This is a genomic window from Paenalicyclobacillus macrosporangiidus (assembly GCF_900116805.1).
Taxonomy (GTDB): domain Bacteria; phylum Bacillota; class Bacilli; order Alicyclobacillales; family Alicyclobacillaceae; genus Alicyclobacillus_H; species Alicyclobacillus_H macrosporangiidus.
Window position 1 is genome coordinate 177,046 of sequence record NZ_FPBV01000005.1, and the last position, 16,119, is coordinate 193,164.

Sequence of the window (16,119 nt, forward strand, 5' to 3'; positions counted from 1 at the left end):
GGCAGCTGCCGGTCCGCCCGGGCCCGCCAGGCCTGCGCCGGGTGCTCGCCGCGCCTCTGCATCCGCCGGCCTCGCGCAGCCCCATGGCATCCGCCGGGCCCCCACCAATGCCCCGCCAACGCCCCCGCCCCCCAGGGCTCCCGCCAATCCCTCCAATCCCCCGCCTCAAACAAAGGCGGGCCCACCAGGGCCCGCCTTCCACTTCTCCACACGCCTCACTCAAACCGCAGTGCGTCAATCGGCTTCAGATTCGCCGCCTTGCGCGCCGGGTACACGCCGAACACAATCCCAATCACCACCGAGAACACCACGCCCAATCCCGCTGCCACCGGCGAGAACAGGTTGCCCGAGTTCATCAGCCGGCCAGCGACCAGCGCGCCGATCCCGCCAATCGCCACGCCCAACAGCGCCCCCGCCACGCTCAGCGTCAGCGACTCCAGCAGGAACTGGAACAAAATCACGCCCTTCTTCGCGCCGATGGCCTTGCGGATGCCGATCTCGCGCGTGCGCTCCGTCACCGACACCAGCATGATGTTCATGATGCCGATGCCGCCGACCAGCAGCGAGATCGCCGAGATGCCATCCAACAGAATCGTCAGCATCTGCGTGATGTTGCCCAGGGTGTTCAGCACCGTCGTCTGGTTCAGGATGTTGAAGTCGTCCGCCATGCCCGCCTTCAACTGGTGCGCCACGCGCAGCGTCGACTCGATCTCCAACTGCGCGCGGTACATGACGTCCGGCGACTTGGCCGAGGCGACAATCTGGCTGATGCGGTTGTTGCCCGTGAGCAAACTCATCTCCGTCGTGTACGGGATGTTGATCATGTCGTCCGCGCTCGCCAACCCGCTCGCGCCCTGCGGCGCCGCGACGCCGATGACCTCAAACGGGATGCTCTGAATCAAGATGGTCTCGCCCACCGGGTTGCGGCCCCCGAAGAGGGTCTGCGCCACCGAGCTGCCCAGCACCGCCACGTGCGACGCCGTCATCACATCCTGCGCCATCAGGTAGCGGCCCTGCTGCATCGTCACGTTGCGGATGGCCGCGTACGAGTCGTTTGTGCCCACGATGGACGTGTTGGTGTTGTTCGATCCGTAGACCACCTGGGCATTCGTCGTCACCACCGGGGAGGCGTAGGCGACATCCGGGTCCTGATCCAGGATCTGCTGCACGTCGTCCGCCGTCATCGTCGTCGCGCTGCCCACGCCTTGGCTGATGCCGCGCGACTGGGCCGACCCGCGCATCACCGTCAACACGTTCGATCCCAGGCTCTCCACCGACTTCGTCACCCCGTTCTTCGTCCCCAGCCCGATGGCCGAGCTCAGGATGACCGCCATCACGCCGATGATGATGCCGAGCATGGTGAGGAAGGATCGAAGTTTGTTCGACCGAAGGCTGCGCCACGCCACCCGGATGATCTCAATCGCCACGCCGCGCCACCTCCCGTCCCGTCCGGGGCGCGTCCGCCTCGGCCGTGCCGGCGGCCGTCTCTTCCGCCGCCGCCCCGTCCTCAGCCGTCCCCAGGTCGGCGCCCATCCACTCGTCCGCCTCCACGCGGCCGTCGCGGAATCGGACAATCCGCTTCGCCCGCTGGCCCACATCCGGCTCGTGGGTCACCAACACAATGGTGTTGCCCTGCTCGTGCAGCTCCTCGAACAGCCCCAGGATGTCCTCCGTCGTCCGGCTGTCCAGCGCCCCCGTCGGCTCGTCGGCCAACAGAAGGACCGGGTGGTTGACGAGCGCCCGCGCGATGGACACCCGCTGTTGCTGCCCGCCCGACAACTCGTTCGGGCGGTTGTGCATCCGGTCCTTGAGCCCCACCCGTTCCAGGGCTTCCATCGCCCTGTCCCGCCGCTCGCGCGGGGGCACCCCGGCGTACAGCATTGGCAGCTCCACGTTCTCCAGCGCCGTCATGCGGAGAAGCAGGTTGAAGTTCTGGAACACGAACCCAATTTTCTGGTTGCGCAGTTCCGCCAGTTGATCCTCCGACAGGGCCGACACGTCATACCCGTCCAGTACGTACCGGCCCGAGGTCGGCACGTCCAGGCAGCCAATCATGTTCATCATCGTCGACTTCCCAGACCCCGACGGCCCCATGATGGCGACGAACTCGCCCCGCTCGATGGTCAGGTTCACCCCGTTCAGAGCGCGGATCACCTGCCCACCGATCACGTACTCGCGCACCAGGTCGCGGATCTCAATCAGGCTCATCAGCCTCGTCCGCCTCCTCCGACGCGCGCGACGCCGGCAAATCCGCCGCCGCCCCCTCCGGCGCCGAAGCCGCCCAGGCCCAACCCGAAGTTGCGTCCGCTGCTCGCCGCCTGCGCCTGGGCCTGCGCGGTCTGCTCCGGCAGCACCAGCACAATCTGTTCACCCTCCTGCAGCCCCGCCGTGATCTCGACCGTGCTCGATCCCATCAGGCCAATCTGCACCGGCTGGAAGTAGGTGCCCGGCGGGACCAGGCTGTTGCTGCTGCCGGTCGATCGCGCCGTCCGCCCGCCAGCTCCGCTGGCACCGCCCGCGCCTGCGGACCCGCTCGATCCGTTCGCGCCCCCAAATCCACCGGCACCTCCGCCGAAGCCTCCGGAGCCGCCCGCAGCACCTGATCCGCCGAAGCCGCCGGCTTCGCCGGTGCCGTTCCCGGCCCCGCCGAATCCGCGGCGCCCGCCGCCATAGCCTCCACCAAAGCCTGCGCCGCTCCCGGCCTCACCGGTGCCGTTGGCGGTCCGCGTCGTGTTACCGCCGGATCGCCCGGCTGGCGTCCCGACCACGTACACGCCCTCGACGTTGCCCATCTGGTGCAGGGCGATGGCCGGCACCGTCAGCACGTGCGTCTTCTGCGCTGTCGTGATGATGGCGCTCGCCGTCATGCCCGGCTTGAGCTTGCCCGAGCTGTTGTCCACCGTCGCAATCACCGTGTACTGCGTGACGTTCTGCGTCACCTGCGGCGTCGGATACACCTCGACGATGGTGCCTTGGAAGGTGTCGTTCGGGTACGCCGGCACCGTGATGGTCACCGGCTGGCCCGGCTGAACGGAGCCAATCTGCGACTCACTCACGCTAAGGCTCGCCTGCAGGTCCTTTGCGTTGAGGTCCTGGATCACGATGACCGACGATGACGAGGAACCTGACGACGAGCTGCTCGACGTCGAACCGGGCTTTTGCCCCACCGTCGCGTTGACCGCCGTCACCACGCCGTCAATCGGCGCGGTCAACTGCGTCTGCTGCAGCGCCAGTTGGGCCTGCTCCACCTGAGCCTGAGCGTTCGCCACTGCCGCCTGATCCGACGCGATGGTGGCATTGTTTGCGGGCTGTTGATCGTTTTGCAGCGTGAGCTGCGCTTGCTTCAAGGCCTGTTCTGCATTGGTGACGGCGTTCTTCGCGTTGTCGAGCGCTTGCTGTGCGCTCGTTCGATCGTTGAACTGCTGTTGCGCCAATTGTAAATTCTGTTGCGCTTCGTTCAGTTGTTCTTGGTACTTCTGTTGATCATTGTTCAGTTGCGCTTGGTCCGCTTCGACCTTCTGTTGGTCGTTCTTCACCGCCTGTTGGGCGTTTTGAATCGCGGTGTAGGCGTTGTTCAATGTCTGATATTCCGTCTGCGCCGTGTTCATCACGGACTGATACGGATTGGAACCTGAGTACCCCGCCTTCTGCCAATTGATGTACAAACTCTGTGCACTCTGGTAGGCCTGATACGCCTGTTGAACCTGTTCTTGGGTGACGTTTCCGTATTGAGCGATGGTGTTCTGAAGGGTTTGTTGATCCTGCTGGAGTGTGGCCTGGTCGTCTGCCAGTGTGCGTTTGTCATTGTCCAGTGCCAGGTTGAGTTGCTGTTGCGCTTGTGTCACCGCATTCTGTGCGTTTTGCAGTTGTGACATATCGCTGGTGCGGTCGTTGTACGCCGCGAGCTGGTTTTGATACGCCTGTTGCGCTTGCTGCAGCGCCGTCTGCGCTTTCTCCACGTTGAGTTTGTCCATCGCAATCTGAGCACTGCTGGTGCCCTGTTGATCCTGTGCCAACCGCGCCTGAGCCGACGCGAGGCTCGCCTGGGCCTGCTGCAGTTGGATCTTCGCATCGGAATCATCGATGCGGGCCAGCACCTGCCCCTTTTTGACCTTATCACCGACCTTGACGTTTACCGCCGTGACCACCGCCGAACCAGTGGAGCCTTGAAAATCCAGGTCGACCTCGCTCGGGGCCTGGATGGTTCCGGTGGCGGACACGGTCTGCGTGATGGAACCGTACCGAACCGTGTACAGTTGGTATGCCGATGCCGCGTTTGTGGCACGCAGCCGGTGAATGGTCAACGGGATGCCTGTTCCGAGCACCACGACCAGTGCGATGCCGCCATATAGCCACTTTCGCCGGGACTTTCGCCGCGGTTTGAGCTCCAATGAGCGGGTTTCCATGTTTACGCTCAATTCTGCTTCCTCCCTCTCTGGTATTGCAATCAGCCCGCCCTGGCAAGCGGAAGGGCACCTCGTGCCGCAGCAGTGAGCAGTCACCCGATCAACATTTTAATCTGTAAACCACCGTCTCTAGCTGAAAGTTGGCTGAAAGTTTATGAGGCAAACGCGGATTTGGATAGGGCAGCTCGTTGTTTTCGCAGCCGCGTGCTCTTCGTGGCCGCCCTTCCCGGGACGGAAGGCGGGTCCAACGGGCGCGCCAACCAAAGATGATATTGCCCGATCGGTCTCCAGGCCCCATCCTCAGCGCGGGCACCCTGCGTACCGCCCGTGCCGTCGCTGACCGTAAGCCAGGTTCTCGTACAAAAGCCCCATGTTCAACAGCCTTCGCCTGCGATGGGGCGGCAGGTTAAACCAGCTCCTCTTACAAAATCGGCGCCCGAGGCTCGTCCGGGTGTGCCATTAATACGAAAACCTGGCTCTCATGGCGGCGGAGCAGCTGTCGGCCCCGGCTGAGACCCCACTTTAACCGGCGAAATCGGATAATCGCTTTGGCTGTACGCTCCAACTGATGTCGGATGAGTCGAATGGCGGGCGCATCCGGGCCCGCCGACCTTAACAACACTGAATCAACTGGTCGCCGGTCAAGGCGCCCTTGGGGTGGAAAAGGCATGGGTCCCAACGCGCCCGGGGCAAGTCAAGCACAAAACGGAGTTTGTGGACTGATGGCCGAGGTGTACCCGTGGGACTCGATTTTCCGGCCGTGAATGAAATGGTCATTTGGGACATAAGAAATCAAAAACCCGTCACAAGACGGGCAATGAGTGGCTATGCTCGTGAAGCCATTCCGCAATCTCCTCAAGCTCCGCTTGTCCATTAGCTACGCGCATGCAAAACGCATAGCCATCGTCTTGGTCCACAACCAAGTGAAAGCCGTTCAGGTACAAGAAGGTCCAGGCGCAAAGGAATGCCGTACGTTTGTTACCATCCACGAAGAATTGTCGCGTGGCGAAACCTTCAAGGTACACCGCGGCTTTAAGAAATAAGCCAGGATACAATTCAGACCCATATACCTCCATCGTGGGTTTCTGGGCCATGAATTCAATCGCTCCTGGCTCATGTTCGCCGGGCACACCGCCGTATCGTTCAATGGCCTCGGCGTGAATTTGACGAATATCATCGGCCGAAAGGTACCGAATCAACTCTTTGACAGCCTCCGGAGCAGGCTGTCATTTTCTTTGCAGGCCTGCTCCACAATCCTTCGAATCGGCGTATTGCGCACCTTAGGCTGCTCCTTGGTGTTCAGAGACATGGAATCGTCTCCTTCCTTCACCAGCTACACCTCCCAGAACAGCTTTGACATATATATGCCAAGCTCATTCAGGGAGTGTATCCATTGTACCCGCAATTTTATAAGAGGTCTATCACACATTACCTATGGGCTCCACCGATCTACATTCGCCATCCGCTCCTCAGGTATAGAGCCGTCGCTCATCAACTCGCGGAGGCGATCAAACGTCTCGCAGGTCAGGCATTGCCCAAGCATCCGCGGGCTAGGTCCTGATGAGGCGTTCTCTTCTTGTCCAGCCCTCCACATGCAGTACTAAGGCGGGCCCGTCGGGGTCGGCCGACCAAACGATAGTGAAAATGATAGTGACCGGCCCGCCGCGCAGCCTCGTTTAAGGCCTGGACCCGACCCCCTCCGCGTGGTAAATCAGGAGGCCAGCCCCATCCGGGGCACCCCGCCCCAGAAAGTCGCATATCCCCTACCATTCCTTGGACGCCTGCTCATTGCACCTTCGGCGCGGCGGACGATATAATGACCATGGGTAAGAGGGGGTTTACCGGTGAATCTCCCCAATACGTTGACACTGTTTCGTTTTGTCCTCATCCCGTTGTATCTGTGGGCCTTTTACGCGACCGACAGCGAACACAAGGTAGGGGCGCTGCTCATCCTGTTGTTGGCCGGCGCGACCGACGTCCTCGACGGGTACCTCGCCCGCCGGAGCGGTCAGACCACCCAGGCCGGACAACTGCTTGATCCGCTCGCCGACAAATGTATGATGTTGGCGGTGTTTTTTACGTTGATAGAATCGGATCGCGTGCCCTGGCTGGTGGCGGGGCTCCTGCTGCTGCGGGACGCCTCGATGATCTTGGGCGGCACGTTCTTTTATTTTCAGGGGAAACGGGCTGTTCCGAAGGCGAACCGTTGGGGGAAGGCCTCGACCGTCTGCTACTACGTCACCATCTGCGCGGTCATGCTCGTATGGCCGAGCCCCGGTGTGGTGCTCGGCCTGCTTTGGTTCACCGTGATTCTGTCTTACGTCGCGATGCTCATCTATCTCGTCAACATGGAGATCATCGACGTTCACCGCCGCGTCCTCTGAACGGCGCATGCCGGAGGCGGCGGGGCGGCCGCCCGGTATGTACGCAACCGAAGGTTCGCGTTCCCAAAGCCGCCTGACCCCGCGTATCCAGCGTGACACACGGTGCTGCAGCCCGTCCGCCGCCGCGCACGCGGCTCCGGCCATCGCCTTCATCACCCCGGCGCATTCGGTCTGCGGACGAGCCCAACACCTATGCCAACCCCCCGGGCACCAGTCCCGGCGGGATTGGTCCTATTGTGCGCAGGCGCGCCGGGGATTATAAACACGCACCCACCTTGGAGGGATCCTGATGGAATGGACCTTGCCCTTGTATGCGGAGGACATCCGCAAGATCCTGCCGCATCGTTATCCGTTTTTGCTGGTCGATCGCGTCGTCGCCCTTGAACCGGGCAAATTCGCCGCGGGCTTCAAGAACGTGACCGCCAACGAGCCTCACTTCAACGGCCACTTCCCGGACTACAACCTGATGCCGGGCGTCCTCATCATGGAGGCGATGGCGCAGCTCGGCGGCATCGCGCTGTTGACCGTGCCGGAGCTTCAGGGCAAGCTGCCGATGTTCGCGGGGATCGATCACGCCCGTTTCCGCGGCCAGGTCCGCCCGGGCGACCGCTTGGAGATGGAGACGTACATTGACCGCCTGCGCGGCGGCATGGGCAAGGGCCACGGCGTCGCCAAGGTGGACGACAAGGTGGTGGCCGAGGGCGAGATCCTCTTCGCCCTCGCCTGACGTCCGGCCCCGCGGCCGGTGGGGACCCTGGCCGCCCCACCGGCGGGCCCCGGGGCAGGGTCATACCCTCGTCCGAGGCGTCCGCTCCTGACGGCTCAATTCCGCTCCTGCAGCGCGGCCCGGAGTTTTCTCAGGCCGCGCTTGCGCCACGTCTTACACGTTTCCCGGTCCACCCCAAATCGGGCAGCCAGTTCGGGCAGCGTCCAACCCTCGACGAGCGCCTCGACGCCAATCCGCTCTCGTGGGCTGAGCCCGGCCTGGACAAACAAGATGCGCCATTCCGCCTCGAGGGCCGCTTCCGGCATGCCGAACCTTCCGTCTGCCATCACCATTGACCCCAAAGCGCCTGAACTGTCCCCGCGCGCCAGCGCCCGGTCCCACACGGCATCCCATCCCTCGCCCTCCGGCCCTCCGTCGTCGTACACCCATCGCGCCTGCCGCACCCACTCCCGGCGCATGGCGGTGCGCACGCCACCTCGCACCATCGCGTGGACGAAAGCGGGGAAGGGCACCGATCGGTCAGGGTCATACGCGTACACGGCCGTGATGAGGGCCACGTAGCCTTCCTGCACCGCGTCCTCGTACCACGCTCCGCGGTAGCGCCGTGCCGCGGCCAATACCACGTTGGAGAACTCCGCCACCAATTCGGCCATCGCCAGCATATCCCCCTGCTGAGCGGCCAACACTTCGGCCAACCAATCTTTTTGCTGCTCCACCTGCATTCGCTCCTGGTGGAGGCCGGCCTCCAAAGATTGCGCGCAGCCTCAGCGTACGGGAGAGAAGAGACTGGAATCGAAGGAAGACATCCCCGCGTCTTTCGATGCCTGGCCTGTACATCACCGGTGATTTCTCGGTTCTTGCCCCGTCACAACCAACCGACTTCACAACAAGTCTGAAATAATAAACGATTATCTTCCGGCTGAATAGGAAATCTATTATAATCGCGGCAGGGTTATGAAATTCAGTCAAGCCCAGAAGGGTAATAGGGGTGGAAGGGGATGGTGATTTCCCGTGTGGCACACGCTTGAACCCGGTGTGCCGGCGTATCTGGAACGGCACGTGATGCCGCCCGACGAGCAGTGGATTCCGTACATCGAAGCGTGGGAGCCGATGTACATACTCGGGCACGGGAACGCCTGCCGGGTGCACTACGAAAACGGGGGGCGAGCGTATTTTGGCCTGACGTCCAAGAGTCTACTGCAGCGGGTCGCAAAGTATCACGCCATTGATTTGAACGGGTTGCGGCAGCATTTCTACGCGGCCACACGCCGCAGCCAGACACCGCCGCTGCCGGTCGCTTCCCGTGGCCTGGTGTTTTTTGCGTTCAAGGCGCGTTCGTATCAAGATCGCCGCTGGCGCAATGACGGGGCGATGGGGTATGTGGCGAACGAGCGCATTCAGCGGTGGGAGGCGGTCCCCGGCGTGGGACGCCCCAGAATCCGTGTGACGCTGCAGTCGGGTGCGGAATTCGAGGCTCTGATGCGTGCAGGGCATTTTCAAGCGGCCATTGACACCGCGGAGTATTTTCAGTTCTATCTCATCAAGCGGCGGATCCAGCCGCATTGAGGGAAGATGTGCCGGGTACGAGCCAAGCCTACCGTCAGGCGGGCCGCCTGCTCGTGGCGGTGACGACGGCGAGCCCCGGGCGTCCCACCGGCCCGGCGCCCGTCCCTCCGGACGCTACGAGGCATCCTCCGGCAACACATCGAAGACGAGGCTTCCGTCCGGTCGAACACCGGCGTACTGGGCGGTATGCCGCGTCACCTGGGCCTGGCCGTGGCTGGTATCCACGATGTGATCCGCCACGGCCTCGGCCTCCTCGGCCGGCACCCAGAGGGAGAAGGACACGGTCTCCGTGAAGACCCGGTCCACCAGCGTCCGCCCGGCCTGTGTGAGGGCATGTTCCAGGCGCCCGTACTGGCCATAGTCGCAGACCACGTCCAGTTTGCACAGTGGCCTGCAGTGCAGCAACACCGCATGGTCAATCACGTGGCTCGTCGTATCGGCATATGCCCGCACGAGGCCATTGGCTCCGAGCAACACGCCGCCGAAGTACCGCGTGACCACCACTAAGGCATTGGTCACGGGTTTTCGCCGGAGCACCTCCAGGATGGGACGCCCGGCGGTCCCGCTCGGTTCTCCGTCGTCGGAGAACCGCTCGACGGGTACCCCTGTTCCGACCCGGTACGCGTAGCAGTTGTGTGTCGCCGTCTTGTGTTCCGTTCGGATGGCCGCGAGCGCCGCCTCCGCCTCCTCGACTGCCCGGGCCGGCACCAGGTGTCCGATGAAGCGGGACTTCTTGATGACCAACTCCGCCTGACAAGCGGCCTCCGGCATGATGAATTCTCCGGAAACCGTACTCATTCGCCCATCACCTCCTCGACCCGCAGTGCCTGCGGGCACGGCTGGGCTACGGCAAAATTTTTGTCGAACCGTGCCGCAAACCGTGTAACATTCCCTCAGTATACTTCGTCATAATGGGCGTGCAAGGGAAAGGACTGTCCTCACGTGGCACAGCGGGTCGCGCGAGGCAGCCATCCGCCGAGACCGAAGGGTTTACGGCCGGTTCCGGTTCTAGACTGGCAATCAGACCAGTAGACTTGCACTGTTAGCTTTGCATGACACGCGCTGTTCGGTACAATGGGAGGTGCCGGCGTAAATGCGCTAGCAAATTTACTGCTGGGACTTTACTATCCTCGGTATTATCAGTATAATGCCGAGTGAGTAAGATGCCCGCAGTGTCGCCGGAGTACATACCACTGAGACGGACGTCCTCGGCCGCTGTCGGGCGTGTTCCTTGGCAATCTAGTAAATTCCCCCGCTTGTAAAAGGAAATTCGACATCTTTGTCGTAATTCTGGGGGTGTAGGCGCGAAATTGCGCACGCACCTGATAGAGTTTTGCAGGGGGATACATCGCACTGAAGGGAGGGATGTCTTCCCGCGGGAGGCGTCTTGACTGGACTCTCGCCATGGATCGGCACGGGACGCGTAGGGCGGTCGCATTGGCGTTCACGGCCGATACATACGAGAGACGCCACAAGACGAGGAACGTGGGGACAGGGACGAGATCAACGTCATTGGTGACTCGTCACCAACCCATTCAGTACCTAGCTTCACATTTGAGGTGTCAAGGAGGAGAAAGAGACTTGAAACGTGCGCTTACAGGCATTGCTGCAGCGTCCATGGTGCTCGGTGCGTTCGCCCCGGCCACCTTTGCTGCAACGGGTGCAAATGGCTGGAAGTACACGGTGGCGCACCAACTGCCCATCGTTGTAAATGGCCAGGTTCTGTCTAATCCGTTCGAATTGGTAGCGAACGACTCTGGCAACCAGACCGCCTATTTCCCGGTGTACTACTTCAATCAGGCGCTCAACTCGATTGGTTACACCGCGACCTGGGATGGAAGCACCCATACTTGGGCGATCACAGCACCGGATGTTGACGCTTCCTCCATCTCCATTCCGGGGGGCGTCGGCACGGGGAACACGACCATTACCGTAAATGGTACGGTCGTGAAGAAGATCAACACGTATGCCGCGAAGGATCCGGCTGGTGGGGCGAGCGCGGGTTACACCACGTACTTCCCGGCGTACTACATCAATGAGGTCTTCTCGTCGCTTGGGGCGAAGGTGTCCTTCAGCGGTCAGACGGGTCTGTCGATTACGAAGCAGCAGCCATCGAGTTCCGCTCCTGGGTCCATCAAGGCGCCGTCCTTCACGAACCAGAAGATCGGTGACGGCAGCCAAGCTTCGCCTGCGGTTTCGTTCGGTGACCCGATTAAGGTTTCCACGACACTGCAGGATGCGAACGGCAACCCGGTCGGCGGCGTGAACGTGTTGATGGATGTGGTGTACTACGGCAGCGGCGCTCCGACGGTGAAGGACGTCAATGGCAACACCTTGGCTGCCACCACCGTGTCGACCAGCGACGGTCAAGCGTTCCAGTACAAGGTTCCGACGGACGCCTCGGGTGTGGCGACCGCTCAAATTAGCGTTGGCGCGAACCTGAGCGCCGGGTACATGATTCGGTTCGAGGCGCCCTACAACATCCAGGGCACGACGAGCACGCTGAAATCCAGCAAGGGCTACGTCCTCTTCGTTGCGCCGAACAAGCTGGGGATTTCGCCGATGGCCACACAAGGCAGCCCGTTTGAGGCGGCGGTGTCCAACGGCTCCAACGGTTCCGCGGGTGTCGTGCCTGTGTCGGTCGTGATTCCGCCGAACAGTGCAACCGCACAAGCGGGTGTGCCGGTTACCTTCCATCTCACGAACTTGAACGGCGGTTCCGCGTTCTTCTCCACCTCAAGCGGTGGTTCCATTGGAACGGCGGACCAGCAGGTCTACACCGATTCCAACGGCGTGGCTACAGTGTATGTGGATTCTGCGTCCCTTGGGGAGGCCGAGGTTACGGCTAGCGCCACCAACTACAGCGATGTGTCCACGTACATTCACTGGAGCCAGGCCGGCATCGTGAACAAGCTGGACAATAAGACCGCCAGCGGTTATCAAACCTCGCCGGCCACGGACGTGTACAATGCGAACCTGGGCGACAATGTGACATTCCAGGCGACGGCTGAGGACCAAAACGGCAATCCGGTGGCGAACGCGCAACTGTTGATTGCCTCCAGCCAGATCAGCAACGGCGCGCCCGTCAACTCGGCGCACGGCGGATATGTGGACGCCAACGGCAATCAGACTGCGTGGCCGAACGTGAGCGTGCTGAATCTGAAGGGCAGCACAAACCCGTCCTCCCTGGGCGAAGTCGTCACTACCGACGCGTCCGGCAACTTCAGCTTCACCGTGTACGACACGAAGTTGAAGAACGACGCGTACTACGTGTACAGCATCCAGGGCGGTGTGGTTCAGGACCTGCTGTGGACAACTCAGGTGAACTGGCAGGCGGGTACGAGCCTGAACTACATCGGCATCGCGGGTGCTGGTGGTGAGATTAAGTACAACAGCAATGACATCAGCGGAATTGTGGGTCAGGCGCAGCTTGGGCCTTACAACCCGGCGAACCTGCCTATCGTCCGCTTCGCGGGATTTGTCGGTAACGGTGCACCGCTGAGCGAAGGCCTGAACCAGACTTACACGCTGTCTACGAGCGGTGAGGCGGACGGCGCCATCAATGCGGTCTATGTCGACCATCCGAACACCAGCCTGCCGGCGAGCGACTTCAACGGCAACTGGTATCTCACCAACCCGGGCAACCGCGGTGTGGGCAGCATCACGCTGCGCGTGGCGCAACATGCCTCTGGCAGCAACCAGTATGACGTATATGTGAACGGCCAGTTGATCGGTTACAACGTGCAGAACGGCTGGAATGATACCTCGAACGGTGCGGACGGGGAGTATCCGGGTACCGTAAAGCTGGCCATGGCAGATGATGACTCCGGCCAGGTGAAACTGACGGTGACTTCGTCCAACAAGACGGCCACGGCGACCATCACGTTCAACGGTGGCGCGCCTGTGATGGCTGAGTCGTTCACACCGTCTCAGGTCATCCTAACGAGCGGTCAGTCTCAGGACCTGTCGTTCACCCTGGAGGACGCCAACGGCAACCCGGTTGCCAATACGCTCGGTGCCGTCGAGTTCCAGAATGCTCCGAACCTCTGGGTCACGAAGATCAACGGTGTTGCTCTCTCGATGTACGAGAGCGGCGGCAGCGTGGGTACCGGTTCCGCGCAGGAACCGACGCCGATTCCGCTGTGGGATGTCAGCAGTACCCTCACGGGCAACGCGGCGCTTGGCTACTACAATACCGGCGTCAACGTCGCGGGCGTGGGCAACTGGAAGCCCAGCACGAACGGCTACCAGACGGTGTACGCGTACTCCGACAGCAATGGCAAGATCACGTTGACACTGCAGGACGGCGCCGTGTCCTACTGGGCTGGTTCTGGCGCCAACGCGCAGGTTCTGTCAGCGCCGAACGACAACAACGCGCAACAGACATACTACATCTACTCGCCGGTTGACCAGAGCAACTTCCAGTCGTTCGCGGTGTACGTGGCTCCGAGCAACACGTACGGCTGGGATCAGGAAGGTGTCATCACTTGGGGCTCACCCAGCGGTTCTACACAGCCCTCGCCGGTGACTGAGCAGGGTGCTACGGTGAATGCTTCTCAGCTTGATATCACGTTCTCCGGCAATCTGCTCGGCACAACCGCAGATCCAGCCGCCTTCACGGTGAAGGACAACGGTACTCCGGTGACAGTAAGTAGTGCGTCAGTCAGCGGTACCAAGGTTACTCTGACGCTGACAAGCCCCGTGGCTAAAGGGGACACTGTGACGGTGGATTACACGCCGACCGGTACGAACGACCTGAAGGATACAAACTCGCAGTTGATCGCTGCCTTCTCCAACGTGGCTGTGACAAACAACACTCCGTGAGTCGGCGGTAGACAAGTGGAACAGGGGGAGCCCGAGTCGGGCTCCCCCTGTTTGGTACGCCCGACATGGGCGGAATCTTTAGGGCGAGAGTCCCGAGTGGGGGTTGGCGACACACCTACCATTAGCCAAGAGCAAGGGTATCCATCGCGAGGTGGAATCCGGAGGAAGCTGGAGACAAACTCTCGACCCGAGGTACACGAATCGCATCTGAGGCTGTCGCAGTTGGATGAGTTGCCAAGACACAACGAAGTCCGAAGTCCAAGGGCTGTGGCAGTAAATGCGGCGGGTGCATGAGAGGAAAGGGGCCGCTCTTATCCGGGGAGGCCTGTCCGATACGCCGGTAGAGCCGGTAACCGCCGTCGAGAGGCGGCGCTGAACGGACAGGAGTCAGCAGAGGCCATAGTACATGGGCTAGCGCTCGCCTGCGGAAGGCCCGAACATGAAACGAGGATGGACTACATGCGTTCATGCGACGAGCGACGACAGCAGAATACCCCGCAAGGGGCCTCCGCCTGGAGGGTAGCGGCGAAGCCGCGAGAGGCCGGGATTGGAGGGCCGAGTTCGTCGTTGGCACAAGTGCAGCTCCCATCCTGCGAAGAGGGTGACTCCCTGCTGGAGAAGATGCTGGAGCGGGAGAACCTGCTTCAGGCACTTCGCCGAGTCGAGGCGAGCAAGGGGGCGCCAGGGGTGGATGGCGTGACGGTAGCACAACTACGGTCGTACATCCAGACCCACTGGGCTGACATCCGTCAGCAGCTGCTCGCGGAGACCTACAAACCGCAACCCGTCAGGCGGGTCGACATTCCGAAACCCGAAGGCGGGGTCACAGGTCACCACTTGCAAGGTTTCTAAATTTACGTATAATATAAATGACAGCGTTGACTCGCTGTACCGGCCGACCCTAGTAAAGGGCAAACCTATCGAAAGATAGGGACGCAAAGCCACGGGCCTAACGCGCTCAGGAATGACCTGGGATGCCATGGTCGCCGGGCTGCCGGAAACCCTACTGTAGAGGGGAGTAGGTGGTATGAAAAAGTTGTTGGCCACAGCAGTCACAGTCGCAGGAGTTCTCGGTGCAACAGCAGTACCCGCGTTTGCAGCTAGCCTCGAAGATCAGGCAGCCACTACAGTAACAACCTCAAGCTCCAGCACTGTTCAGGCTCCATCAACCCCGGATGGCATCACGATAGTCCCTGATAGTTGGCAAGGCGGATTTGAGTAAGAAAAAATCTTGATGGGAGGGGGAAGCCCCTCTCATTTCGTTAAGCCCTCAATGAGGTGTGCACATGGATAAGCCAAGATTGCCTGTTCATGATCATACGGACCACGGAATCCGTATTTTGGAGGAAGTACGTAGAAGAATCGCAAGAGATTTGCATGATGGACCTGTTCCGATGTTAACGAGCATCAACATGAAGCTTGACATCATTGAAATGCTGATTGACATGAATCCCAAAATGGCCAAAACACAAGTGAAGGATCTGCAGAAACAAGTGACTTCCGTTGTGAATGAAATACATCATCTCATTTACGACTTACGTCCGATTGCTGTGGACCAAGTTGGCTTCGTCGAAGCAACGAAAGCGTTATGCAGGCAATGCGAGAGCAACTGGCACATTCCGATAGTCCTCACCATTCAAGAAGATCTGGTATCCGAGGGCATCGACCCAGCAAAACAGGTGGCACTCTATCGCTTGATTCAGGAGATACTGAACAACATCAAGAAGCATGCGAAGGCCAAGAACATCGAGGTGACTTTTTTACATGAGGATCGTAACCTTATCATCATTATCAAAGATGACGTGTTTTTCGCAAGTAAAAAGTGCAGAGAAACGACACGGATTTGTGCATAGGCACTGCAGTGTTGAAGATTACGACGACTTCGCTTCAGATAACGCATGCTGCAGGCGGTAGCTCTCGCCGGTGAAGGCCAGCACGTGTGCATGGTGCACGAGGCGGTCCACCAGTGCGGCGGTCAGCCTGGCATCACCAAAGACCGTGTTCCACTGCCCAAACTCGAGGTTCGACGTCACTATCACGCTCCGTTGCTCGTAGCAGTCGGAGATCACATGGAACAACAGTTCGGCCCCGTCTTTGTGAAAGGGCACGAAGCCCATGTTAAAGTCTCAAGTAGTGGTGTAAAATCCGTCGTTCACAATTGACGACGAAGCCACCGTGCGTGTCTACTAGAAAGTGACGCAACCAACTAGTA

General features: G+C 60.7%; 13 protein-coding genes, 1 pseudogene and 1 riboswitch. Of the genes and pseudogenes, 6 read left to right on the plus strand and 8 right to left on the minus strand.

What is annotated here, in order from left to right; translation table 11 throughout:
• Nucleotides 1–215: 215 nt before the first annotated feature.
• The 5 genes from BM357_RS06395 to BM357_RS20455 form a co-directional block, all read right to left on the minus strand.
• On the minus strand, nucleotides 216–1,427 hold the full coding sequence (locus BM357_RS06395; RefSeq protein ID WP_074950745.1) for an ABC transporter permease: 1,212 nt from the start codon (nucleotides 1,425–1,427) through the stop codon (nucleotides 216–218).
• On the minus strand, nucleotides 1,417–2,211 hold the full coding sequence (locus tag BM357_RS06400) for an ABC transporter ATP-binding protein (protein ID WP_139234593.1): 795 nt from the start codon (nucleotides 2,209–2,211) through the stop codon (nucleotides 1,417–1,419). Before BM357_RS06400 ends, BM357_RS06395 begins: the two co-directional genes overlap by 11 nt.
• On the minus strand, nucleotides 2,208–4,418 hold the full coding sequence (locus BM357_RS06405) for an efflux RND transporter periplasmic adaptor subunit (RefSeq protein WP_074950747.1): 2,211 nt from the start codon (nucleotides 4,416–4,418) through the stop codon (nucleotides 2,208–2,210). The genes BM357_RS06400 and BM357_RS06405 overlap by 4 nt, the downstream gene beginning before the upstream one ends.
• 791 nt (nucleotides 4,419–5,209) lie before the next feature.
• Complete coding sequence (locus tag BM357_RS06410) at nucleotides 5,210–5,605, minus strand: type II toxin-antitoxin system death-on-curing family toxin (protein WP_074950749.1); 396 nt, start codon at nucleotides 5,603–5,605, stop codon at nucleotides 5,210–5,212.
• Nucleotides 5,602–5,736 (minus strand): hypothetical protein, encoded by a 135-nt coding sequence (locus BM357_RS20455; RefSeq protein WP_269320499.1) that lies wholly within the window; start codon nucleotides 5,734–5,736, stop codon nucleotides 5,602–5,604. The genes BM357_RS06410 and BM357_RS20455 overlap by 4 nt, the downstream gene beginning before the upstream one ends.
• Nucleotides 5,737–6,250: 514 nt before the next feature.
• Between BM357_RS20455 and pgsA the strand changes: the two genes are divergently transcribed.
• Together pgsA and fabZ are read left to right on the plus strand one after the other, a co-directional pair.
• Complete coding sequence (pgsA, locus tag BM357_RS06415) at nucleotides 6,251–6,790, plus strand: CDP-diacylglycerol--glycerol-3-phosphate 3-phosphatidyltransferase (protein ID WP_074950751.1); 540 nt, start codon at nucleotides 6,251–6,253, stop codon at nucleotides 6,788–6,790.
• A gap of 289 nt (nucleotides 6,791–7,079) precedes the next feature.
• The gene (gene fabZ, locus BM357_RS06420; RefSeq protein WP_074950753.1) at nucleotides 7,080–7,517 is read left to right on the plus strand and encodes a 3-hydroxyacyl-ACP dehydratase FabZ; all 438 of its coding nucleotides are present in this window, start codon (nucleotides 7,080–7,082) and stop codon (nucleotides 7,515–7,517) included.
• Between the two features lie 95 nt (nucleotides 7,518–7,612).
• On the opposite strand, the gene BM357_RS06425 is transcribed toward fabZ, so the two are convergent.
• Nucleotides 7,613–8,233 carry an RNA polymerase sigma factor gene (locus tag BM357_RS06425; RefSeq protein WP_175511467.1) on the minus strand — a complete coding sequence of 207 codons (621 nt, stop codon included), beginning with the start codon at nucleotides 8,231–8,233 and terminating at the stop codon, nucleotides 7,613–7,615.
• 295 nt (nucleotides 8,234–8,528) lie between these two features.
• On the opposite strand from BM357_RS06425, the gene BM357_RS06430 reads away from it, so the two are divergent.
• Nucleotides 8,529–9,083 carry a hypothetical protein gene (locus BM357_RS06430; protein WP_074950757.1) on the plus strand — a complete coding sequence of 185 codons (555 nt, stop codon included), beginning with the start codon at nucleotides 8,529–8,531 and terminating at the stop codon, nucleotides 9,081–9,083.
• A 114-nt stretch (nucleotides 9,084–9,197) separates the two neighbouring features.
• On the opposite strand, the gene BM357_RS06435 is transcribed toward BM357_RS06430, so the two are convergent.
• Nucleotides 9,198–9,881: a YigZ family protein gene (locus BM357_RS06435; protein ID WP_245783872.1), complete on the minus strand. Its 684-nt coding sequence runs from the start codon at nucleotides 9,879–9,881 to the stop codon at nucleotides 9,198–9,200.
• A gap of 783 nt (nucleotides 9,882–10,664) precedes the next feature.
• On the opposite strand from BM357_RS06435, the gene BM357_RS06440 reads away from it, so the two are divergent.
• The 3 genes from BM357_RS06440 (at nucleotide 10,665) to BM357_RS06450 (ending at nucleotide 15,760) form a co-directional block, all read left to right on the plus strand.
• Nucleotides 10,665–13,907: a SwmB domain-containing protein gene (locus tag BM357_RS06440; RefSeq protein WP_074950759.1), complete on the plus strand. Its 3,243-nt coding sequence runs from the start codon at nucleotides 10,665–10,667 to the stop codon at nucleotides 13,905–13,907.
• 567 nt (nucleotides 13,908–14,474) lie between these two features.
• On the plus strand, nucleotides 14,475–14,759 hold the full coding sequence (locus BM357_RS06445; protein ID WP_175511468.1) for a hypothetical protein: 285 nt from the start codon (nucleotides 14,475–14,477) through the stop codon (nucleotides 14,757–14,759).
• Nucleotides 14,760–14,807: 48 nt separating this feature from the next.
• Nucleotides 14,808–14,906, plus strand: a riboswitch (cyclic di-GMP riboswitch).
• Nucleotides 14,907–15,193: 287 nt separating this feature from the next.
• Complete coding sequence (locus BM357_RS06450) at nucleotides 15,194–15,760, plus strand: sensor histidine kinase (protein ID WP_074950761.1); 567 nt, start codon at nucleotides 15,194–15,196, stop codon at nucleotides 15,758–15,760.
• 18 nt (nucleotides 15,761–15,778) lie between these two features.
• On the opposite strand, the pseudogene BM357_RS06455 reads toward BM357_RS06450, so the two are convergent.
• Nucleotides 15,779–16,024 (minus strand): annotated as a pseudogene (locus BM357_RS06455) (ATP-binding protein); the annotation flags it as partial.
• Between the last annotated feature and the right edge of the window lie 95 nt (nucleotides 16,025–16,119).